The organism is Pseudomonas sp. NY15356 (assembly GCF_048068175.1).
Lineage (GTDB): Bacteria > Pseudomonadota > Gammaproteobacteria > Pseudomonadales > Pseudomonadaceae > Aquipseudomonas > Aquipseudomonas putida_K.
In genome coordinates, this window is the sequence record NZ_JBLUPW010000032.1 from 1 (window position 1) to 22,704 (window position 22,704).

20 protein-coding genes are annotated in these 22,704 nt (G+C 63.5%); 11 read left to right on the forward strand and 9 right to left on the reverse strand.

Annotated features, from left to right (window positions below; genetic code table 11):
* Positions 1-295 precede the first annotated feature (295 nt).
* Entirely contained in the window at positions 296-1,498 is a 1,203-nt protein-coding gene (locus ACNFCI_RS20385; RefSeq protein ID WP_368829701.1) for an ATP-binding protein, read from the forward strand.
* A gap of 3 nt (positions 1,499-1,501) precedes the next feature.
* On the opposite strand, the gene ACNFCI_RS20390 is transcribed toward ACNFCI_RS20385, so the two are convergent.
* From ACNFCI_RS20390 to ACNFCI_RS20420, 7 genes are all read right to left on the reverse strand, one after another.
* Complete coding sequence (locus ACNFCI_RS20390) at positions 1,502-2,371, reverse strand: efflux RND transporter periplasmic adaptor subunit (protein WP_368829700.1); 870 nt, start codon at positions 2,369-2,371, stop codon at positions 1,502-1,504.
* 12 nt (positions 2,372-2,383) lie between these two features.
* On the reverse strand, positions 2,384-2,590 hold the full coding sequence (locus ACNFCI_RS20395) for a DUF1656 domain-containing protein (RefSeq protein WP_368829699.1): 207 nt from the start codon (positions 2,588-2,590) through the stop codon (positions 2,384-2,386).
* Entirely contained in the window at positions 2,577-4,565 is a 1,989-nt protein-coding gene (locus ACNFCI_RS20400; RefSeq protein WP_368829698.1) for an FUSC family protein, read from the reverse strand. The genes ACNFCI_RS20395 and ACNFCI_RS20400 overlap by 14 nt, the downstream gene beginning before the upstream one ends.
* Positions 4,566-4,789: 224 nt before the next feature.
* A complete protein-coding gene (ccoM, locus tag ACNFCI_RS20405) occupies positions 4,790-4,906 on the reverse strand; it encodes a cytochrome c oxidase subunit CcoM (RefSeq protein WP_301178464.1) in 117 nt (38 codons plus the stop codon).
* Positions 4,907-5,041: 135 nt separating this feature from the next.
* Positions 5,042-5,200, reverse strand: coding sequence for a hypothetical protein (locus ACNFCI_RS20410; RefSeq protein WP_172402998.1), 159 nt, complete (start codon positions 5,198-5,200; stop codon positions 5,042-5,044).
* 61 nt (positions 5,201-5,261) lie between these two features.
* Complete coding sequence (locus ACNFCI_RS20415) at positions 5,262-5,588, reverse strand: aspartate-semialdehyde dehydrogenase (protein WP_084856110.1); 327 nt, start codon at positions 5,586-5,588, stop codon at positions 5,262-5,264.
* Between the two features lie 99 nt (positions 5,589-5,687).
* The gene (locus ACNFCI_RS20420; protein ID WP_084856108.1) at positions 5,688-6,383 is read right to left on the reverse strand and encodes a M949_RS01915 family surface polysaccharide biosynthesis protein; all 696 of its coding nucleotides are present in this window, start codon (positions 6,381-6,383) and stop codon (positions 5,688-5,690) included.
* A 123-nt stretch (positions 6,384-6,506) separates the two neighbouring features.
* Between ACNFCI_RS20420 and rapA the strand changes: the two genes are divergently transcribed.
* Positions 6,507-9,353 (forward strand): RNA polymerase-associated protein RapA, encoded by a 2,847-nt coding sequence (gene rapA, locus ACNFCI_RS20425; protein WP_368829696.1) that lies wholly within the window; start codon positions 6,507-6,509, stop codon positions 9,351-9,353.
* 227 nt (positions 9,354-9,580) lie between these two features.
* Positions 9,581-11,845, forward strand: coding sequence for a putative bifunctional diguanylate cyclase/phosphodiesterase (locus ACNFCI_RS20430; RefSeq protein ID WP_084856105.1), 2,265 nt, complete (start codon positions 9,581-9,583; stop codon positions 11,843-11,845).
* On the opposite strand, the gene ACNFCI_RS20435 is transcribed toward ACNFCI_RS20430, so the two are convergent.
* Positions 11,745-12,632 carry an NAD(P)-dependent oxidoreductase gene (locus ACNFCI_RS20435; RefSeq protein ID WP_368829695.1) on the reverse strand — a complete coding sequence of 296 codons (888 nt, stop codon included), beginning with the start codon at positions 12,630-12,632 and terminating at the stop codon, positions 11,745-11,747. The genes ACNFCI_RS20430 and ACNFCI_RS20435 overlap by 101 nt on opposite strands.
* A 234-nt stretch (positions 12,633-12,866) precedes the next feature.
* On the reverse strand, positions 12,867-13,172 hold the full coding sequence (locus tag ACNFCI_RS20440) for a DUF2288 domain-containing protein (RefSeq protein WP_368829694.1): 306 nt from the start codon (positions 13,170-13,172) through the stop codon (positions 12,867-12,869).
* A gap of 356 nt (positions 13,173-13,528) precedes the next feature.
* Between ACNFCI_RS20440 and ACNFCI_RS20445 the strand changes: the two genes are divergently transcribed.
* The 8 genes from ACNFCI_RS20445 to nhaA all read left to right on the forward strand — a co-directional run bounded on the left by ACNFCI_RS20445 (position 13,529) and on the right by nhaA (position 22,676).
* Positions 13,529-14,647: a branched-chain amino acid ABC transporter substrate-binding protein gene (locus ACNFCI_RS20445; protein WP_368829693.1), complete on the forward strand. Its 1,119-nt coding sequence runs from the start codon at positions 13,529-13,531 to the stop codon at positions 14,645-14,647.
* Positions 14,648-14,833: 186 nt separating this feature from the next.
* Positions 14,834-15,757: a high-affinity branched-chain amino acid ABC transporter permease LivH gene (livH, locus tag ACNFCI_RS20450; protein WP_084856094.1), complete on the forward strand. Its 924-nt coding sequence runs from the start codon at positions 14,834-14,836 to the stop codon at positions 15,755-15,757.
* A complete protein-coding gene (locus ACNFCI_RS20455; protein ID WP_084856091.1) occupies positions 15,754-17,010 on the forward strand; it encodes a high-affinity branched-chain amino acid ABC transporter permease LivM in 1,257 nt (418 codons plus the stop codon). The genes livH and ACNFCI_RS20455 overlap by 4 nt, the downstream gene beginning before the upstream one ends.
* Positions 17,007-17,774, forward strand: a complete 768-nt coding sequence (livG, locus tag ACNFCI_RS20460; RefSeq protein WP_084856089.1) for a high-affinity branched-chain amino acid ABC transporter ATP-binding protein LivG — start codon at positions 17,007-17,009, stop codon at positions 17,772-17,774. The genes ACNFCI_RS20455 and livG overlap by 4 nt, the downstream gene beginning before the upstream one ends.
* On the forward strand, positions 17,775-18,476 hold the full coding sequence (locus tag ACNFCI_RS20465) for an ABC transporter ATP-binding protein (RefSeq protein WP_043215137.1): 702 nt from the start codon (positions 17,775-17,777) through the stop codon (positions 18,474-18,476). It abuts the gene before it with no gap.
* Positions 18,477-18,753: 277 nt separating this feature from the next.
* Complete coding sequence (locus tag ACNFCI_RS20470; RefSeq protein WP_368829692.1) at positions 18,754-19,428, forward strand: COG3650 family protein; 675 nt, start codon at positions 18,754-18,756, stop codon at positions 19,426-19,428.
* A 103-nt stretch (positions 19,429-19,531) separates the two neighbouring features.
* Positions 19,532-21,145, forward strand: a complete 1,614-nt coding sequence (locus ACNFCI_RS20475; protein ID WP_368829691.1) for an NAD(P)/FAD-dependent oxidoreductase — start codon at positions 19,532-19,534, stop codon at positions 21,143-21,145.
* Positions 21,146-21,500: 355 nt separating this feature from the next.
* Positions 21,501-22,676, forward strand: coding sequence for a Na+/H+ antiporter NhaA (gene nhaA / locus ACNFCI_RS20480; RefSeq protein WP_253249325.1), 1,176 nt, complete (start codon positions 21,501-21,503; stop codon positions 22,674-22,676).
* The last annotated feature ends 28 nt before the right edge of the window (positions 22,677-22,704 follow it).

The following is a 22,704-nucleotide window of genomic DNA, read 5'->3' on the forward strand; positions in this document are numbered from 1 at the left end:
AGCCTTCCGATACTACCTGAAGCGTTCAACTCATTGAATCTCAAGGAGTTTTGCGTTTCGACTGCGTCGGAAGTGGGGCGCATTATAGGCCCCTGAAACGGCACGTCAACCCTTTATTTCAATTATTTGAAATATTTAGATTGAAGGCCGCATTTAAAGGCGAACAGGTACCGGCCTTCAGAACTTCGGCATCTACCTGATCCAGACAACCCAAGACCGTTCGCCCACTTTTTCCATCCCGCCCCAGGCGCCCCGCTAGACTGATGCTTCTTACCGCCACGGACACTGCTCTGTCATGGCCAACGCCATCAGCGCCGACATCGCCACCATCGGCCGCATCAACGCAGTCCCTGCCCTTCTCCAGGTCATCTGCGAGACCACCGGCATGCGCTTTGCCGCCGTGGCTCGGGTAACCGAGAACAGCTGGACCGCCTGCGCCGTACTGGACAACCTGGGTCTGGGCCTCAAGCCTGGCGATGAACTCGACGTCACCACAACCCTGTGCCAGGAAATCCGCAGCAGCCACCAGACCATCGTGATCGACCAGGCCAGCGAGGACGACCAGTACGCCCGGCATCACGCACCACGGGTCTACCGTTTCGAAAGCTATATCTCGGTGCCGGTGCTACGTACCGACGGCAGTTTCTTCGGCACCATCAGCGCCCTGGACCCCAGGCCCACCTCACTCAAGGGCAGCGCCATCCAACCCATGATGGAATCGTTCGCCCGCCTGCTGTCGATCCAGATAGAAAGCGAGGAAAGCGCACAGCGCACCGAACAGGCCCTGCAGAAGGAGCGCGCCATGGCGGAGGTACGCGAGCAGTTCATCGCGGTACTCGGCCACGACCTGCGCAACCCATTGTTCGCCATCACGGCCGGGGCGGAGTTGCTCGTCCAGCGCTTGCAGGACGAGCGCAACCGAGCCATCGCCCGGCACATACATACCTCCGGCAGCCGCGCCGCCCAGCTGGTGCGCGATATGCTGGACTTCGCCCGCGGCCGCCTGGGCAGCGGCATCCCCATCAACCAGCAGCCCTGCCACGACCTGGCCGAGGCTCTGACCCATGTGGCCTCGGAGTTGCAACGGGTGCATCCACAACGGCAGATCCTGCTGAACATCGGCGACATCGGTGGGCTGCACTGCGATCGCGAACGCATCGCCCAACTGCTCTCCAACCTGATCGCCAACGCCCTGGCCCATGGCGCCGCCGAAGAGCCGGTCACCGTCACCGCGACCCTGCACGACGGGATCTTCGTACTCAGCGTGCACAACCTGGGCGAGCCGATCCCCGTGCAAGTCCTGGCACAGCTGTTCCAGCCCTTTTCCCGGCCACTCTCCAGCAGACCACAGCAAGGGCTGGGACTGGGGCTTTATATAGCCAACCAGATCGCCTTGGCCCATGGCGGCTCCATGGAGGTCGTATCGAATGCCCAGGTGGGGACGTTGTTCAGCTTCCGCCTGCCCGTCGACCGATCAAAGGTCAACGTGCGTCCATGACGCTCAATGTTCGGCCGGCGCCTCGTGCACCTGCACGCTGGCAGTCATCCCGGCACTGAGGTTGATGTCCTTGGGAATATGATCCAGGCGGATGCGCACCGGGATGCGCTGGGCCAGGCGTACCCAGTTGAATGTCGGTTCAACCTCAGGCAACAGTTGGCTGTCGGGATTGCTGTTGCTGTCGGTGATGCCGCGGCTGATGCTTTGCACATGGCCGTCGATCGCCTCGCCGGCGCCCATCAGCCAGACTTTCACCGGGTCTCCGACATGGATGCGCGGCAGCTTGGTCTCTTCGAAATAGGCCTGGATATAGAAGGTGGCATCATCCACCAGGGCCATGACCGATTGGCCGGTGTTGACATAGTTGCCCTGCGCCAGGCGCAGGTTGGTGATGTGCCCGCTGCGCGGGGCCCGGACTTCGCTGCGTTCCAAGTTGATCCTCGCCACCTGCAGCTGCGCCTGGGCTTCATGCAGCTCACCCCGTGCGACGGCAGCGTTGATCTGGGCATTCTCGCGCAGCTCGGCGCTGATCGCATCGGGGCCCAGGGCCGTGCGCCGCGCCGCCTCGCGCTCACGCAGACGCAATTGGTGGGCGCGGGTTTCGGCCACGGCACTGGCTTGGTCGAAGGCGGCCTGGAAGCGTTCGCGGTCGATGCTCATGAGCAGATCGCCGGCCTTTACCTGCTGGTTGTCGCGCACCTTGAGCTCGCGCACCCAACCGGACACGTCCGGGGCGATGACCACCACGTCTGCACGCACCCGTGCATCACGGGTCCAGGGCGTGAGCATGTAGTACTGCCAAAGGTGATAGCCGGCGAATATGGCCAGAGCCACCACACAGAGGGTAACGAAGGCACGTACGACTGTACGCATGGGTATCACTCCTTACAAAGGCCCCAGGAGATGCACCACCAGGGACAGAACACAAACGAACAATGCCGCATCGAACAACGCCTCGTGCCAGATCCACCGACCCAGCGGCGTGGCCTGCACCACCAGGCGCAGCAGACCGGTGAGCAGCAGCGCCAGCAACGCATAGATCAGAAACGGACTGAGCAGCACACCGCCCAGTGCCCATTCACGCAACCCCATGGATCTCCTCCTGCCGATGGCACCACTTGCCCCAACTGCTGCGCAGTTGCAGCACCGCGCCAACGGCCAGGCGTAGCGGGTCGCTCGGCGGCTGACGGCGCAACGCCTCGATGAATTGCTCGGTCGCCGCGTCCAGGCGTTGGCTGCGCCCTGGTGCCGGCCCACTGGCCAGGACGGCCTCCAACTGCTGCAGGTAATGGCGTTCGGCTGGCCCCAGGGGTGCCTGGGCCACGGCCAGGCACATGCGCAAGTGCACCAGCTCGTCACCGATATCCAGTGCGTGCACGCCATCGTCCCAACGTTTGCGCTCGGCCTCCGGCAATTCACTGGCGTGCCTGGCCAACTGCATCAAGCGGTCGGCCATACGCCCACCGAACCAGCTGTCGGCACCACGCAGGTCGCGCCGGGTCAGGCGCACCAGGTCGCTCTGGGTCGCCGCCCGCAGGCGACGGCCGAGCCAGGCCGGGTGGCGTAGCACCACCAGGCGGAAGGCCATGACCGCGGCTCCAACGCCTAGCAACATGGCCTGGGCGCTATTGAGCATGGCCGCGACATCGAACTGCATGGTATTGAGCGGGGCCACCAACACGATGAAGTGCAGGCAATAGGACGTGGCAGTCGCACCAGTGCGCGGATGCGCCATGCCCAGGGCCCCCAGGAACAGCGGCACTCCCATCCCCAGGCAGAGCATGGCGAAACTGCTCCATTGCGGTAGGAGGATCTGCCCGACCAAAAAGGCCACGGGAATGGCCAGCAGGATGCCCCGCAGGAAGCTCAGGCCGATCTGCGCGCCGTTCTCGCGGCTGGCGAACAGGCTGCAGACCACACAGGTCAGCACCAGCCCGCCCGGCGCCGCCGGCCACGCGGTGGCCAGCCAGAAACTGGCCATGGCAAGGAAGGCCAGGGCACTGCGTGAGCCAAACAGCAAGGCCAGCGGCAGGTCGCGATGGACTGCCAGGCCTTGGGGCACGTCCTTCGGCGCCCTGCCCTGTTCGGCGTCCTGCAAGGCCTGGGTCGCAGCCATGGCGACGTCCAGCAACAGGGCCATGCGCGCCAGGCAATAATGCTCGGCCGAGCTGATCTGCTCGTCATGGGCGGCATCCCAGATTCGCTGGCGCAACAACAACAGGCTGGGTGGGTCGGGCTCGGCCAGTTGCGCGCGCACCTCGTTCAACCAGGGCGCCAGCCGATCGGCCTCGGCTTCATCGAGCTGACGCCATTGGCGGCGCACCGAACGCGAGATACGCAGCAACACCATGAGCTTCTGGCTCAGCCCACGAATCGCCCTGGCCCGTTGGCGGCCACGGTTGCCTTCGAACCAAGCGTGTTCACGCTGGGCATCGATGGCGACGATCCGCCCGAGGATTTCAAGCAAACCCTTGCGCCCCTCGTCTTCGCCGCCCAGCATGGCGCTGGAGGCCTGCAAGCCGTTCTGCCAGGCCTGGCGCGCCTGGCCTGCGAGCTGCTGCTCGACGCGCATCGGCCAGAGCAAGGCGCTGGTGGCCGTGGCGCAGACGATCCCCAGGCAGATCTCGGTGCAGCGCGCTACGGCCTGGTCGAACACCTGTAAAGGATGGTTGATCGAGGGCAAAGCAATGATCGCCACGGTGTAACCCGCCAGTACGAACGAATAGGCCCAGGCACTGCGCAACTGGGTGGAGGCTGCGGTACACAACGCAAGCCACAACGCCAGGGTCAGCAGAAACAGCCAGGGCGCCTGGGCGAACAGGGCGATGAAGACCACCGACATGAACGTACCGACCAAGGTGCCGGCCAGGCGGGCCAGGCCCTTCTGCACCACCATGCCCGACAGCGGCTGGGCGACGATGAAAGCGGTCATCAGCGCCCATGAAGGCTGCTCCAAGCCCCAACGCATGGCCAACCACAGCGCCAGGCCACCCCCAAGCACGGTCTTGATGGCGAACTTGAGGGCGAGGTTGCTGGGTGCGAACAGGGCCTGGAAGGTGATGGGCACGAATCGGACCTTGCGGGGGTGATGATTAAAAAGATAGACAACGGCGCAAGGATAAAGCGTGGCGAATTAATTAGCTAGCTAAGCATCATTCAAGGAAACATATCCCACACAAGCCCGCACCTACACAGGAATGCGTTGCCGCGAAGGCGTTGGGAAATTCCAGGCAAAAAAATGGGCGACCGAAGTCGCCCTAAATGCCTTGCGTGCTCGTGAACCTGGAAGGCTCAGCGCGGCTTGCGCTTGCTCGAATCCTTCCAGATGAAAATGCCCAGACCGGCGAAGAACACCAACATCAACCCGACCGTTACCACACCGGCGATAACCACATTGTCGAAGAACATGTCGGCCTCCCGTTTCGTCTGCCGTTGTCCGATGGGTGCAAGGTAGCGAATACGGGGGGAGGGAAAATTGACCGGAGTCAATGGTGCCCAGGGGCGGGCACGCGAGGCGGACGCAGGGTTGATCTACATCAAGTTTCAGCGCTTCTTCGGCTTACCCTTGGGCTTTTTCTTCGGCTTGGCCAGCGGCATGGCCTGCTCGAATGCCTGGCGGACTTCATTCAGGCGCTTTTCCTTGAGGTCATGGATGCGTTTGGTGCGCTCGGCACCGAAATCGATCAGGTTGTCTTGGCTCATGGGCGGGCTCGACTGACAGCAGAGACTTGCATGATGAAGCCTGACGCCCGTGCTGACCAGCTCAGACTTCGATGTCCACCAACAACCCCTGGCGGGTACGCTCGCCCAGGGGCGCCACAGGCACGGTGTTGTCGGCATTGAGTTCGTCGCCGGGCAAGGCGCTGTAGCGCTCGTCCTGGTCCTTCTGCCGACGTTGCTGCTGGCGACGCTGCTCCTCGCGCAGCAATAGCGCCTGCTCCTGGGGATCGCGCTGGTGCTTGAGGTCGACAGTGCCGTCGCTGGAAGCAGGCTGCGCCGGGACCACTGGGGGAATATCCGGGGTCGGTTTGACCGGGTCCTGTTGCGAAGTCACCGGTGCGGCACTGAGCGGGATGATCGGCGGCAGCATGGAATGGTCTCCTGTGGCCACTGTATCGGCCGGCGATCACTTGCACTTGAGCACCGAACCACCGGATTGTGCAGCGCATCACAACATGCTGTACAACCGCTACTCGAGGTCTTCGCCCAACGGCTCGTCAGGTGGTGGGCTGGCTTCGCTCCAGGGCCGCTTGTAGACCTGCTGCCACACTGCGTCCATGTGCTCGCGTATCACTTGCGGTGCATTTTTCAACGATGCGCTGTCTTCCCGCTCGCCGCCGACAGGCTCCTCGCCCGCCGGAATGATCAGCGATTGGCCGGTGATGGTGTAGGTCGCCTGGCCTTCGCGCATCTCGATAGCGATGTCGTGCGGGTCGATGCCACCGCCGCAGAAGGCATGGCTGGCCACGGTGAGCTCGGCGACGCCATCCTTGTTCAGGTCGCTGGCGTCGCTGACATCGGTGTAGAAGTCTACGTCCAGGTCCAGCCCCGGGCAGCTGGTTTCCTGCTCGATCTGCCAGCGTGGGGCGAACACGTCCGCCTCGGCGCCGCGCCCGTACAGGGTGGCTTTGAGCATGACCTTGTCCACCTCCTGTTCGGTCTCGGCATCGGTGGCCTGGCCATCGACGCGGCTAAGCACCAGCAACCCTTCGCCGTCACGGTCACGGAAATGTACGCTCTTGAGCGGCGTCCGCACACCCAGTACTTCCAGCTGTTCAGTCGGAATCGGTGGCAGGGTTTCGAAGTTCTTCTGTTCACAGGCGGCCAGCAGCAGCACGCTGCCCATAGCCAGGGAGGCGTTCAACCAGCGGTGCTTTGCAGCCATGTGGTGTGGGCCCTCGTCGCAGGACGTTGTTCGTCGATGAAGCAGCTAGACTCTAGATTCTTTGGTCTACCGGCCCCTATCCGTTAACATAGTCGGCTTTTTCATCGCGGGAGTTCAGGCAGTATGGCGCAGCAGTATCAACCGGGGCAACGCTGGATCAGCGACAGCGAAGCCGAGCTCGGCCTGGGTACCATCCTGGCGCAGGATGGCCGCCTGTTGACCGTGCTCTACCCGGCCACTGGCGACACCCGCCAGTATTCCCTGCGCAATGCGCCGCTGACCCGTGTGCGTTTCTCGCCAGGCGACCAGATCACGCATTTCGAAGGCTGGAAGCTGACCGTGCGCGAAGTCGAGGATGCCGATGGGCTGCTGGTCTACCATGGCCTCGACGGGCAGAACCAAGCCCGCGTACTGCCGGAGACCCAGCTCTCCAACTTCATCCAGTTCCGCCTGGCCAGCGACCGCCTGTTCGCCGGGCAGATCGACCCGTTGTCCTGGTTCTCCCTGCGCTACAACACCCTGCAACACACCAGCAAGCAGATGCTGTCGACGCTCTGGGGCCTGGGTGGCTGCCGCGCGCAACCTATCGCCCACCAGTTGCACATCGCCCGCGAGGTCGCCGACCGGATCGCCCCGCGCGTATTGCTGGCCGACGAAGTGGGCCTGGGCAAGACCATCGAAGCCGGCCTGGTGATCCATCGCCAGTTGCTCAATGGCCGCGCCAGCCGCGTGCTGATCCTGGTACCGGAAAACCTCCAGCACCAGTGGTTGGTGGAAATGCGCCGCCGCTTCAACCTGCAGGTGGCACTGTTCGATGCCGAGCGCTTCATCGAAAGCGATGCCAGCAACCCCTTCGAGGACGCCCAGCTCGCCCTGGTGGCGCTGGAGTGGCTGGTGGACGACGAGAAAGCCCAGGACGCCCTGTTCGCGGCGGGCTGGGACCTGATGGTGGTCGACGAAGCCCACCACCTGGTCTGGCACGAAGAACAGGCCAGCCCGGAATATGCCCTGGTCGAACAACTGGCCCAGGTCATCCCCGGCGTGCTGCTGCTCACCGCCACGCCCGAGCAGCTGGGCCAAGACAGCCATTTCGCCCGCCTGCGCCTGCTCGACCCCAACCGCTTCCATGACCTGGCCGCCTTCCGCGCCGAGAGCGAGCACTACCGCCCGGTGGCCGAGGCCGTCCAGGAGCTGCTCGACGAAGGCCGCCTGTCGCCCAAGGCCCACGCCACCATTGCCGGTTTCCTCGGCGCCGAGGGCGAAGCCCTGCTGGGCGCGGTCAGCGACGGCGACAGCCAGGCCAGCGCCCGCCTGATCCGCGAACTGCTCGACCGCCACGGCACCGGCCGCGTGCTGTTCCGTAACACCCGTGCCGCGATCCAGGGCTTCCCCGAGCGCCAGTTGCACCCCTACCCGCTGCCCAACCCGCAGCAATACGTCGACCTGCCGAGCGGCGAGCGAGCCGAGCTGTACCCGGAAGTGGCCTTCCAGGCCCAGGGCGAGGCTGGCGACGACGAACGTTGGTGGCGTTTCGACCCGCGGGTGGACTGGTTGATCGACACCCTGAAGATGCTCAAGCGCACCAAGGTCCTGGTGATCTGCGCCCATGCCGAAACCGCCATGGATCTGGAAGACGCGCTGCGCGTGCGCTCCGGTATTCCGGCCACGGTCTTCCATGAAGGCATGAGCATCCTCGAGCGCGACCGCGCCGCAGCCTACTTCGCCGACGAGGAATTCGGTGCCCAGGTCCTGATCTGTTCGGAAATCGGCAGCGAAGGCCGCAACTTCCAGTTCGCCCATCACTTGGTGATGTTCGACCTGCCGGCACACCCGGACCTGCTCGAACAGCGTATCGGCCGCCTTGACCGGATCGGCCAGAAGCACACCATCGAGCTGCACATCCCCTACCTGCAGGACAGCCCGCAAGAGCGCCTGTTCCAGTGGTACCACCTGGGCCTGAACGCGTTCCTCAATACCTGCCCGACCGGCAACGCGCTGCAACACCAGTTCGGCCCTCGCCTGCTGGCGTTGCTCGAGGGCGGCGAGGCCAAGGCCTGGGATACGCTGGTGGGCGAGGCACGAAGCGAGCGCGAACGCCTGGAAGCCGAGTTGCACACCGGCCGCGACCGCTTGCTGGAGCTCAACTCCGGCGGTGCCGGCGAAGGCCAGGCGCTGGTCGAGGCGATCCTCGAGCAGGACGACCAGTTCGCCCTGCCGATCTACATGGAAACCCTGTTCGACGCCTTCGGCATCGACAGCGAAGACCATTCGGAAAACGCCCTGATCCTCAAGCCGAGCGAGAAGATGCTCGACGCCAGCTTCCCGCTGGGCGACGACGAAGGCGTGACCATCACCTACGACCGCAACCAGGCACTGTCGCGCGAGGACATGCAGTTCCTGACCTGGGAACACCCGATGGTCCAGGGCGGCATGGACTTGGTGCTGTCCGGCTCCATGGGCAACACTGCCGTGGCACTGATCAAGAACAAGGCGCTCAAACCCGGCACTGTGCTGCTCGAGCTGCTCTATGTCAGCGAGGTGGTAGCCCCGCGCAGCCTGCAGCTGGGCCGCTACCTGCCTCCGGCCGCCCTGCGCTGCCTGCTCGATGCCAACGGCAACGACCTGGCCCCGCGCGTAGCGTTCGAAACCCTCAACGACCAGTTGGAAAGCGTGCCCAAGGCCAGCGCCAACAAGTTCGTCCAGGCCCAGCGCGACGTGTTGGCCAAGCGTATCGCCGACGGCGAGGCCAAGGTCCTGCCGACCCATGTCGAGCGCGTGGCCGAGGCCCAGCGTCGCCTGGCAGCGCAGGCCGACGAGGAGCTTGCCCGCCTGACTGCGCTCAAGGCTGTCAACCCAAGCGTGCGCGACAGCGAGATCGAGGCCCTGCGCAAGCAACGTGAAGACGGGCTGGCCATGCTCGACAAGGCCGCCCTGCGCCTGGAGGCGATCCGCGTATTGGTCGCGGGCTGATGGCACGGTAACAAGGGCTGCTTTGCAGCCCATCGCGGCCTTGTGCCGCGAAAGGGGCGCAACGCGCCCCTTCGGCCTTAGAACACTGCGCTATCGAGCCAATATCCAAATGGTTGAAATCAAAATGCCATTAACCAGGCTGGCTTGAACTCCCATTCCTATACTGCTGCTGAACGGTCTCCTCCGGCTTTTTGGGGACGAGTGAGAACTCGACGAAGAGGCGAGCAATGGAGTGGTTGGGACTGCACCTGTTCGACACCCTGCCGACAACCGGCCAAATCATCTTGGACTGCCGCCACGACCCCCTCCTGGTGTTGCTGGCCTATGGGATCGCATGCATCGCCTGCTTCGCGACCTTGGACATGACCGAGCGTCAGAGCCAGAGCGAAGACCCCACCGCTCGTCGACAGTGGCGCGTACTGGGTGCTTGCTGCCTGGCGGCGGGCATCTGGGCGCTGCACTTCACCAGTACCCTGGCCCTGCAAGCACCGGTGGAAGTGCGTTATGACGTTCCCCTGACCGGCTTGTCGCTGCTCGTCGCCCTGCTCGCTGCCTGGCTGGCGATGAACAGCCTCGACCGTGTCGACATGCGCCCTCGCCATTATGTGCAAGGCGCACTGCTCATCGGGCTGGGCATCACGGTGATGCACTACGTGGGCATGGCTGCGCTGAATACCAGCGCTCGCCCGTACTACCACCCGGAACTATCATTGGCTTCGCTGGGCATCGCCATCGCCGCCAGCCTGGCGGCCTTGCTGATGGCGCGTGCTATCAGCAAGGGCAGCGGTACCCTGCACCTGGCCGGCAAATACGCGGCCAGCCTGCTCCTGGGCGGCGGCCTGCTGCTGACCCACTTCTCCAGCATGGCCGCCATGACCTTGGTGGCGCCCGCCGGCAGCCCCCTGCACTTGCCCACTACCGACAACAGCCTGCAATTGGCCCTGACTGTGGCCTTCATTACGCTGTTGATCAGCGGCAGCAGCATCAGTGCCGCCCTGGCAGACCGTAAGCTGCAAAGCAAGGAACATGACCTGCGCCGGGTCAACGTGCTGCTCAGCCAACTGGACCAGGCGCGCGCATCCCTGCAACAGGCGGCTCACTACGATGCCCTGACCAACCTGGTCAATCGTCGCGGGTTCAACCAGGTATTCGCCGAGCGCCTGGCCGAACTTTCCGCCAATGAGCGCATGCTGGCGGTGATGTTCCTGGATATCGACCACTTCAAGCGCATCAATGACAGCTTGGGCCATGCGGCGGGCGATGAGTTGCTCAAAGTGATTGCCGGCCATATCAAGGCCGCCACCCGCAACCACGACGTGGTGGCGCGCTTCGGTGGCGACGAGTTCTGCATCGTCACCAGCCTCAACAGCCGTGACGAAGCACGCCACCTGGCGCAACGCATCATGCAGCGGATGAAGGACCCGATCGACCTGGGGGGGCGGCGCATGGTCATGACCACCAGCATCGGCATCAGCATCTTCCCCGATGACGGGCGCACCGCCGAAGAGCTGCTCAAACACGCCGACCTCGCGCTGTACCAGTCCAAAGGCTGCGGTCGCAACAGCCTGAACTTCTTCAATAACAGCCTGAAGACCCGCGCGACCCTGGAGTTGCAACTGGAGGAGGAGTTGCGGGTCGCCCTGCTCGAGGAGCGCGGCCTGTGCGTGCACTACCAGCCGATCTTCGACCTGCACAACGGCCAGGTGGCCAAGCTGGAAGCCCTGGTACGCTGGCAACACCCCCAACACGGCCTGCTGAGCCCGGATCGCTTCATCGGTATCGCCGAGACCAATGGCCTGATCGCCGACCTCGACTTGTGGGTGTTGCGCCGTGCCTGCCAGGACCTGGCCTCGCTCCATCGCCAAGGCCATGCTGAGCTCAAGGTCACGGTCAACTGTTCGGCCGTGACCCTGGGCCGGGAGGAACTGCCCAACGAAGTGGAAATGGCCTTGTTCGAGGCGGGCCTGGCCCCAAGGCACCTGGAGTTGGAGGTCACCGAGAATGCGCTGATGGGCGATATCCAGCGGGTCGTCAGCTTGCTCAAGCGGGTACGCGCACAGGGTGTTGCCTTGTCGATCGATGATTTCGGCACCGGGTACTCATCGCTGGCCTACCTCAAGCGCCTGCCTCTGGATGTGCTGAAGATCGATCGTTCGTTCATCCAGGAAGTGCCCGGCAGCCAGAAAGACCGCGAGATCGTCCAGGCCATCATCGTCATGGCCCATACCCTGCACCTGCAAGTGGTAACCGAAGGCGTCGAGACCCTCGAACAACACGCGTTCCTCGCCGCCCATGGTTGCGACTACCTGCAGGGCTACCTGCTCAGCCGCCCGGTGGCGCTGGCCGAGCTGCGCTCGACCCTCGACCGCCTCGAGCGCCAGGCCGTAGGCTTCAACCCTTGTTGCGATACAGTTCGACCAGGGTCGCTGGATCTTTTTGCAGATACCCCTGGCTACCATGCAAGCGCATCAGTTGCGCGGCAAGGCCACTGACCGGCGTCGCCGAACCCTGCTCGCGGGAAAACTTCACCGCAGTATCCAGATCCTTGAGCAAGGTGCGTACATGCCACTTGATCGGTTCGAAGCGGCTCTCGGCCATCTGCGGCGCCAGGATCTGCAATGGCTTGGAATCGGCGAAACCGCCGGCCAGGGCTTCGGCGATCAGTCGTGCATCCACGCCAGACTGCTCGGCCAGGGCCACCACCTCGGCAATCACCAACGCATTGCAGGCGACGATCATCTGGTTGCAGGCCTTGGTCACTTGGCCTGCGCCGACTGCACCCATATGGGTCACCCGCTGCCCGAGCGTCAGCAGCACCGGGCGAGCCCGCTCCAAGTCACCCGCCTCGCCACCGACCATGATCGCCAGGGTGCCCGCCTCGGCCCCAGGCGTGCCTCCGGAAACCGGGGCATCCAGCCAGGCCATGCCGCACAACGCCGCCAGTTCGGCCGCCATTTCGCGGGTAGCGGTTGGCTCCAGGCTGGAGAAGTCCACCAGCAACTGCCCCTGGCGCCCACCTTCGGCCACCCCTCCCTCACCGAACACCACTTCGCGTACCACCGACGTATCGGCCAGGCACAACAACACCATGTCAGTGTCGCGGCACAAGTCGGCGGGGGTTAAGGCCAGCCGTGCCCCGGCCGCTACCAGCCCGGCACATTTTTCCGGGCTGCGGTTCCATACCACCAAGGGGTAACCCGCCGCCAGCAAGCGCCGACACATCGGCAACCCCATCAGGCCGATCCCGGCAAACCCCAGCGTAGGCAATGCAGTACTCATGAGCGACTCCATAACAGATGAACAGGAAGCACGGAGGCCGATCATACATCGCTGCGCTGTCGCGCATGGCACACAGGGCGCAAGCGCAACGAGCCAGCTTCATTACGCATACCGTAAACTGTTACCGCAGTGCCGAATTCCCAGCGATTGTTACCAACGGCCACCTTGGCTGAACGTCGGCAAGCATTCGCCCCCACTGCGCTGTGCGTTTTTACGCACCAAAACGGCGCAGCGTCACTGGGTTTTCTTTTCTTGCATCACCACGAACGGCGAAACCACCACCGCCCAGATCTGCGGATCACGGCTCTGAAGGTCTAGCGCCTGCTCCGCGGATACCGGCGCAACAGTGCCATCATTACGCCACTTGGCGAAGATCTCGCTGCGATTCTCGGCCATTGCCTCGGCAACTGCGATGAGGTCCAGGCTCGGGTCCACCCAAATCAGGTCACCCTTTGCCCAGAAACGTTCCAGTGCCTTCCACTCGATGGTCGCCGTTTCGCCGAGCAATTTGGCATAGAGGGTGCTTGCTTGATCGGTCATGGGTTCTCCATAAAAAATTCGGCCACGAAAAAAGGCCGGCATTTTTGCAGAAAAACCCGGTTTCAAATATGTAATTTGATCGATTAACCCCGAAGTTGTGGGGCGGGGCCAAGGATGCAGGCAAAGTAATGGCGCTTTTCTGTATCTTTGTTTCGATCAGGCGACACCCTGGGAAACTGGCACTTTTCGCCCGCTTTTCAAGCGCTCGAAGGGCGCTCTACACTGTACCGGTACAGTTCCGGGACATGTTCCGGGGAAGGTGGGCTTGCGACATGGCGTAGCCGTGCCGGAGACCGCCCGATCTGTAGCCCTGGCCGCCAGGACTATAAGAATTACAACAGAATGAGTGGAGCACTATGATCAAGATTTCCAAGCTGTTCGCCGCAATGGTACTGGCCGGGGTTGCCAGCCATTCGTTTGCCGCCGATACCATCAAGATCGGTATCGCCGGGCCCAAGACCGGCCCGGTCACCCAGTATGGCGACATGCAGTTCGTTGGCGCCAAGCAGGCCATCAAGGACATCAACGCCAAGGGCGGCATCGACGGCAAGATGCTCGAAGCCAAGGAATACGACGACGCGTGCGACCCTAAACAGGCCGTGGCCGTCGCCAACAAAGTGGTCAACGATGGCGTCAAGTTCGTGGTCGGCCACCTGTGCTCCAGCTCCACCCAGCCTGCGTCCGACATCTACGAAGACGAAGGCGTGATCATGATCACCCCGGCCGCCACCAGCCCGGAAATCACCGCTCGTGGCTACAAGCTGGTGTTCCGCACCATCGGCCTGGACAGCGCCCAGGGCCCGGCCGCCGGCAATTACATCGCCGACCACGTCAAGCCGAAGGTCGTCGCGGTCCTGCACGACAAGCAGCAGTACGGCGAGGGCATCGCCACCGCGGTCAAGCAGACCCTGGAAGGCAAGAACGTCAAGGTCGCGGTCTTCGAAGGCCTGAACGCCGGTGACAAGGACTTCTCCTCGATCATCCAGAAGCTCAAGCAGAACAACGTCGACTTCGTCTACTACGGCGGCTACCACCCAGAGCTGGGCCTGATTCTGCGCCAAGCCCAGGAGAAAGGCCTGAAAGCCAAGTTCATGGGCCCGGAAGGCGTCGGCAACGACTCCATCTCGCAGATCGCCCAGAACGCCTCCGAAGGCCTGCTGGTCACCCTGCCCAAGTCCTTCGACGCCGACCCAGCGAACAAGGCCATCGTCGATGCCATCAAGGCCGACGGCAAGGACCCGAGCGGTCCATTCGTGTTCCCGGCCTACTCCGCGGTCCAGGTGATCGCTGACGGCATCAAGGCCGCTGGCACCAGCGACGACGCCGAGAAAGTGGCCGCGGAAATCCACAAGGGCACCTTCAAGACCCCGACCGGCGACCTGTCGTTCGATGACAAGGGCGACCTCAAAGACTTCAAGTTCGTGGTCTACGAATGGCACTTCGGCAAGCCGAAGACCGAAGTCTCCCCTCAGTAACTGCGTGACTAATAGCTGACCGAGAAGCCCACTGTGCGAGCAGTGGGCTTTGTTTTACGAGGTTCATGGGCCTGATCCCCGCGATCCGGGGGCGGGTTCACCTGAAAATCTTAAAACCGTCACCCGCGGTTTCCTGGCCGTACCCCCTGCCAGTGAAATGCAAATCAGGTTTTTAGGAGCGCTGTAATGCCTGAGATCTACCATTTCTTCCAACAACTGGTTAATGGATTGACCATCGGCAGCACCTATGCCTTGATCGCCATCGGCTACACCATGGTGTACGGCATCATCGGCATGATCAACTTCGCCCACGGCGAGGTGTACATGATCGGTTCCTACGTGGCCTTCATCGCCCTGGCGGGCCTGGCCATGATGGGTATCGATTCGCTGCCCCTGCTGATGACCGTGGCCTTCATCGCCACCATCGTCGTTACCAGTGCCTATGGCTACAGTATCGAACGGGTTGCCTACCGCCCCCTGCGTAACAGCAACCGCCTGATCCCGCTGATTTCCGCCATCGGCATGTCGATCTTCCTGCAGAACACCGTCCTGCTTTCGCAAGATTCCAAGGACAAGTCCATCCCCAACCTGATCCCCGGCTCCATCTCCTTCGGGCCAGGCGGTGCCGAGGAAGTCCTGGTGTCCTACATGCAGATCCTGGTGTTCGTGGTCACCTTGGTGGCCATGACCTGCCTCACCCTGTTCATCTCCCGTTCCCGCCTGGGCCGCGCCTGCCGTGCCTGCGCCGAGGACATCAAGATGGCCAACCTGCTGGGCATCAACACCAACAACATCATCGCCCTGACCTTCGTCATCGGTGCCGCACTGGCGGCGGTGGCGGCCGTGCTGCTGAGCATGCAGTACGGCGTGATCAACCCCAACGCCGGTTTCCTGGTGGGCCTGAAGGCCTTCACCGCGGCGGTCCTGGGCGGCATCGGCAGTATCCCGGGCGCCATGCTCGGTGGCCTGGTGCTGGGCGTGGCCGAAGCCTTCGGCGCCGACATCTTCGGCGACCAGTACAAAGACGTGGTGGCATTCGGGCTCTTGGTTCTTGTCCTGCTGTTCCGGCCGACCGGCATCCTGGGCCGTCCGGAGGTTGAAAAAGTATGAACAGAAATCTCAAACAGGCGCTGTTCAGCGTCGCCCTGGTCTGGGCCGTGGCGTTCCCGGTGCTTGGCCTGAAACTCAGCATCGACGGCATCAACCTGGTGGTACACAGCCAGGGGCCGTTCACCCTCTCGATCATCGCCATCTGCTCGGTGTTGATGTTCCTACGCGTGCTGTTCGACAAACAGTGGAGCGCAGCGATGCGCGGTCGCTCGGAGCGCAAGTTGATCCCCGCGTCGGTCACCAACTACCTGACCCTGCCCAAGACCCAGCGTTGGGTCATCATGGGCCTGATCGTGGTGGCACTGGTCTGGCCGTTCTTCGGTTCGCGGGGCGCGGTCGACATCGCCACGCTGATCCTCATCTACGTGTTGCTGGGCCTTGGCCTGAACATCGTGGTGGGGCTGGCGGGCCTGCTGGACCTGGGCTACGTCGGTTTCTACGCCGTCGGCGCCTACAGCTACGCCCTGCTGTCGCACTACTTCGGCCTGAGCTTCTGGATCTGCCTGCCGATCGCCGGCCTGATGGCCGCGACCTTCGGCTTCCTGCTCGGCTTCCCGGTGCTGCGCCTGCGGGGTGACTACCTGGCGATCGTGACCTTGGGCTTTGGCGAGATCATCCGCCTGTTCCTGCGTAACCTCACCGGCCTGACCGGTGGCCCCAACGGCATCAGCAACATCGAGAAGCCGACCTTCTTCGGCCTGACCTTCGAACGTCGCGCTGCCGAAGGGATGCAGACCTTCCACGAGTTCTTCGGCCTGCAGTACAACTCGATCAACAAGGTCATCTTCCTCTACCTGGTCGCCCTGTTGCTGGCGTTGCTGGCGCTGTTCGTGATCAACCGCCTGCTGCGCATGCCGATCGGCCGCGCCTGGGAAGCGCTGCGCGAGGACGAGATCGCCTGCCGTGCACTGGGCCTGAACCCGACCGTGATCAAGCTGTCGGCCTTCACCCTGGGTGCCTGCTTCGCCGGTTTCGCCGGCAGCTTCTTCGCTGCCCGCCAAGGGCTGGTGACACCAGAGTCGTTCACCTTCATCGAGTCGGCGATCATCCTCGCCATCGTCGTGCTCGGCGGCATGGGCTCTCAGCTGGGCGTGATCCTCGCGGCCATCGTGATGATCCTGCTGCCGGAGCTGATGCGTGAATTCAGCGAGTACCGCATGCTGATGTTCGGTGCGCTGATGGTATTGATGATGATCTGGCGTCCGCAGGGCCTGCTGCCCATGCAACGTCCCCATATGGAGCTGCGTCGATGAGCCGCGAAATTCTGCAAGTCAGCGGCCTGAGCATGCGCTTCGGCGGCTTGTTGGCGGTGAATGGCGTGGGCCTGACCGTCAAGGAAAAACAGGTGGTGGCATTGATCGGCCCCAACGGTGCCGGCAAGACCACCGTGTTCAACTGCCTGACCGGCTTCTACAAGCCCAGCGGCGGCACCATCCTGCTCGATGGCCAGCCGATCCAGGGCCTGGCCGGGCACCAGATCGCCCGTAAGGGCGTGGTGCGGACCTTCCAGAACGTGCGCCTGTTCAAGGAGATGACCGCGCTGGAGAACCTGCTGATCGCCCAGCACCGCCACCTGAACACCAACTTCTTCGCCGGCCTGTTCAAGACGCCGAGCTTCCGCCGCAGCGAGAAAGAGGCCATGGAGCGCGCGCAGTACTGGCTGGAGAAGGTCAACCTGACCGAGTTCGCCAACCGTACCGCCGGCACCCTGGCCTACGGCCAGCAGCGCCGCCTGGAAATCGCCCGCTGCATGATGACCCAGCCCCGGATCATCATGCTCGACGAGCCAGCCGCCGGCCTGAACCCCAAGGAGACCGAGGACCTCAAGGCCCTGATCGCCTATCTGCGCGAATCCCACAACGTGACCGTGCTGCTGATCGAGCACGACATGAAGCTGGTGATGAGCATTTCCGACCACATCGTGGTGATCAACCAGGGCACGCCCCTGGCCGACGGCACGCCGGAAGAGATTCGCGGCAACCCTGATGTGATCAAGGCCTACCTGGGGGAGGCGTAAATGCTGAAGTTCGAGAACGTTTCCACCTTCTACGGCAAGATCCAGGCGCTGCACAGCGTCAACGTGGAGATCAACCAGGGCGAGATCGTCACCCTGATCGGCGCCAACGGCGCCGGCAAGTCGACATTGCTGATGACCCTCTGCGGCTCGCCCCAGGCACACAGCGGCAGCATCAAGTACCTGGGTGAGGAACTGGTCGGCCAGCCCTCCTCGCACATCATGCGCAAGAGCATCGCGGTCGTGCCGGAAGGCCGCCGTGTGTTCGCCCGCCTGACCGTGGAGGAGAACCTGGCGATGGGCGGCTTCTTCACCAACAAGGGCGACTATCAGGAGCAGTTGGACAAGGTCCTGCAGCTGTTCCCTCGCCTGAAGGAGCGCTACGTGCAGCGTGGCGGCACCATGTCCGGCGGCGAGCAGCAGATGCTGGCCATCGGCCGGGCGCTGATGAGCAAGCCCAAGCTGTTGTTGCTGGACGAACCCTCCCTCGGCCTTGCGCCGATCATCATCCAGCAGATCTTCGACATCATCGAACAACTGCGCCGCGACGGCGTGACGGTGTTCCTGGTGGAGCAGAATGCCAATCAGGCGTTGAAGATCGCCGACCGTGCCTATGTACTGGAGAACGGCAAGGTGGTGATGCAGGGTACCGGCGAGGCACTGCTGGTCGACCCGAAAGTGCGCGACGCCTACCTAGGGGGGTGACCGGGAAAAGGGCCTTCGGGCTAATGCCAGTCATTTAAGCCTTTGCATTGGGGGCGGCTGCCCACCCCACCGCCGCCACGCCGGCCCCCCCTGGTCCGGCGGGCCCAACAACCCCCGCGCAGGACAGGTGGGAGCCGGCTTGCCGGCGATGCATTCGCCTTCGGGCCCTTTTTCTGCCTGCCGCTATATCACCTATGCTGGCCGAAAACTTGTGATCCCGGCAAAGCCTGAGTAACGTGGCCAGCTCCTTGGCAAAAGATCCCCCGGAGTCCACCCCATGCGCCTCACCCCTCCCCTGCTGCTCGCCACCCTGCTGCCGCTGTTCGCGGGCTGCCAGTTGCTGGCGGACAAGCCTGCCGACCCGAACATCGGCACCCTGCGCATGCAGGGCGAGCTGAGCGCCGGGGGTGGCAAGCTGCTGTTCAAGCCGTGCACCGAAGCCCGCCGTTTCGTGGTCAATGACGTCGGTGCCACAGGCCTGTTGCAGGAGGCCGCCAACCTGGCCGACGACGCAGGCGACAAACTTTTCGCGGACGTGCGTGGGCGCCTGGCCGGCAGCAGGCAGGCCGACAATGATGGCCGTCTCGACGTGCAACGCCTGTATCGTCTGGAACCCTCCACCCGCGCCTGCGAAGACCCCAACTTCAAGCAGCTGACCTTACGCGCCGATGGCCAGGAACCGTTCTGGTCGGTGAAGGCCAGCGGCAACGGCATGATTATAGAGCGCCCCGGCAAAGACCCACTGCCCCTGCCCTTCCTCGAAGAAGAAGTGCCCGGCGGCGGCCTGACCCTGAACAGCGAAGCCAACGGCCAGCACGTGGAGCTGTGGGTCGCGCCGCAACGCTGCGTCGACAGCATGAGCGGCGCCGTGCGCCACCTGCGCGCCGAGCTACGCATCGACGGCCAGACCCTGCAAGGCTGCGGCTATTACGGCGGTGCCCGCGACAACTGATCGCCTGGGTACTTTTATCCTCCAGTCGGGGCAGCTAACAGCTTATACTTGGCGGTTTGTGTAAAGCCGCCGGCCGCCCATGGCCGGGATACTGGACCCTGCCATGCTACGAATCACCGAACTGAAGCTGCCCCTGGATCACGCCGACGAAGCGCTGCGCGAGGCCATCGTGCAACGCCTGGGCATCACCGATGAGCAGCTGCTCGGCTTCACCCTGTTCAAGCGCAGCTACGACGCGCGCAAGAAGAACAGCGAACTGCTGTTCATCTATACCATCGACCTGGAAGCGAGCAACGAAGCCGAGCTGCTACGCAAGTTCGCCGATGATCGCAACATCGGCCCGGCCCCGGACGTGACCTACAAGTTCGTCGGCCAGGCCCCGGCCGACCTGCAGGAGCGCCCGATCGTGGTCGGCTTCGGCCCGTGCGGCATCTTCGCAGGCCTGTTGCTGGCGCAAATGGGCTTCAGGCCGATCATTCTCGAACGCGGCAAGGAAGTGCGCCAGCGCACCAAGGACACCTGGGGCCTGTGGCGCAAGAGCGTGCTCAACCCCGAGTCCAACGTGCAGTTCGGCGAAGGCGGCGCCGGGACGTTCTCCGACGGCAAGCTGTACAGCCAGATCAAGGACCCGAACCATCACGGGCGCAAGGTCCTGGAAGAATTCGTCAAGGCCGGTGCGCCAGAGGAAATCCTCTACATCAACAAGCCGCACATCGGTACCTTCCGCCTGACCGGCATGGTCGAGCAGATGCGCCAGGACATGATCGCCTTGGGCGCCGAAGTGCGCTTCCAGCAGAAGGTCACCGACCTGCTGGTCGAAGATGGCCAGCTGACCGGCGTGGTATTGGAGAGTGGTGAGCAACTGCACTCGCGCCACGTGGTCCTGGCCTTGGGTCACAGTGCCCGCGACACCTTCCGCATGCTGCATGCCAAGGGTGTGTATATGGAAGCCAAGCCGTTCTCGGTCGGTTTCCGCATCGAGCACCCTCAGACGCTGATCGACAAGGCGCGCCTGGGCAAGTACGCCGGCCACCCGAAACTGGGCGCTGCCGACTACAAGCTGGTGTACCACGCCAAGAACGGTCGGTCGGTATACAGCTTCTGCATGTGCCCGGGCGGCACCGTGGTAGCGGCCACCAGCGAGCCAGGCCGGGTCGTCACCAACGGCATGAGCCAGTATTCGCGGAACGAGCGCAACGCCAACTCCGGCATCGTCGTCGGCATCGACCCGGAGCGCGACTACCCGGGCGGCCCACTGGCTGGGATCGAGCTGCAGGAACGCCTGGAAGCCCATGCCTATGTCATGGGCGGCAGCAACTACCAGGCACCGGCACAACTGGTCGGCGATTTCGTCGCAGGGCGCGCCTCCACCGAACTGGGCAGCGTCGAGCCCTCCTACAAGCCAGGGATCACCCTGGGCGACCTGGCACCCAGCCTGCCGGACTTCGCCATCGAAGCCATCCGCGAGGCCCTGCCGGCGTTCGACCGCCAGATCAAAGGCTACAACCTGCACGACGCGGTGCTGACCGGCATCGAGACGCGCACCTCATCGCCGGTACGCATCACCCGTGGCGCGGACTACCAGAGCCTGAACCTCAAAGGCCTGTACCCGGCCGGTGAAGGGGCCGGTTATGCGGGTGGCATTCTGTCCGCCGGCGTCGATGGCATCCGCATCGCTGAAGCCGTGGCCCGTGACATGCTGGGGCTCGATGGCTGAGTACCTGGCCATCGAACATGCAACCCGCTCCTCATAGAACAACGCAAGACTATTTGGTTTTGCGGACCCTGTGGGAGCGGCGGTGCGGCGGTCCGACTTGTCCCGCGATCAGGCCCGACCCGATGTCACCGTCGCCAAGCAAGGGCTTCGCCCTTGATCGCGGGGCAAGCCCGTGCCTACAAAACTACACAAAAATCAGAAAATTCCCCTCATCACACTTCCCAAAGTTCTCTAGGCTTCGCGAATCGGGCCGTAAAACCCTATGACAAAAGCGCAGAGCATCTGGGTTTCAAAGCCGTCACGCTAGGGTTTATCTTTTTCAACACCAAACCTGCTCATGGAGACCCGTTTGGCCGTGCGTAACCTTATTTCCCGTTTCCTCCAACTGGAAGCCGCCGGAGGCCTGTTGCTGATCGCCGCTGCCGTACTTGCGTTGATCATCAACAACTCCCCGCTTGCCTACCTCTATGGCGGGCTGCTCGATGTGCCGGTCGCGGTCCAGGTCGGCACCCTGCAGATCGCCAAGCCACTGCTGTTGTGGATCAACGATGGCCTGATGGCGCTGTTCTTCCTGCTGATTGGTCTGGAGGTCAAGCGTGAGATCGTCGAAGGCCACCTGTCCAAGCCGTCGCAGGTGGTGCTGCCCGCCACCGCCGCTATCGGCGGCATGCTGGTGCCGGCGCTGATCTACTGGTACATCAACCGCGACAACCCTACCGCCATCGCTGGCTGGGCCATCCCCACCGCCACCGATATCGCCTTCGCCCTCGGCGTGCTGGCACTGCTCGGCAAGCGGGTGCCGGTGTCATTGAAGCTGTTCCTGATGACCCTGGCGATCATCGATGACCTGGGCGCCATCGTCATCATCGCCCTGTTCTACTCCGGCAGCCTGTCGAGCCTGTCGTTGATGCTGGCCGGGGCGTGCCTGCTGGCGCTGCTGGCCATGAACCGGCTCGGCGTGGTGAAGCTGGCGCCCTACCTGCTGGTGGGCCTTGTACTGTGGGTCTGCGTGCTCAAGAGCGGTGTGCATGCGACCCTGGCGGGTGTCGCCCTGGCGCTGTGTATTCCTCTGCGCACCCAGCATGCCGAGCCGTCGCCTCTGCTGCGCCTCGAACATGCCCTGCACCCCTGGGTCGCCTATGCCATCCTGCCCTTGTTCGCCTTCGCCAACGCCGGTGTATCCCTGGCTGGCATGACCGTGGACAGCTTCACCCACCCGGTGCCCATGGGCATCGCCATCGGCCTGCTGCTGGGCAAGACGGTCGGTGTGTTCGGCCTGACCTGGATCGCCATCAAGCTGCGCCTGGCGGCACTGCCCACTGGTGCGAATTGGGGGCAGGTGCTGGGCGTGGCCGTTCTGTGCGGCATCGGCTTCACCATGAGCCTGTTCGTCGGCTCCCTGGCCTTCGTGCCCGGCGCCAGCGACTTCGCCGGCATGGACCGCATGGGCATCCTCACCGGCTCGCTGTTCGCCGCGCTGATCGGTTATGGGATCACCGCGATGGCCAGTCGCAAGTTGCCAGGCAACTGATCGCCCGGGCAACAAAAAACCCCGACCG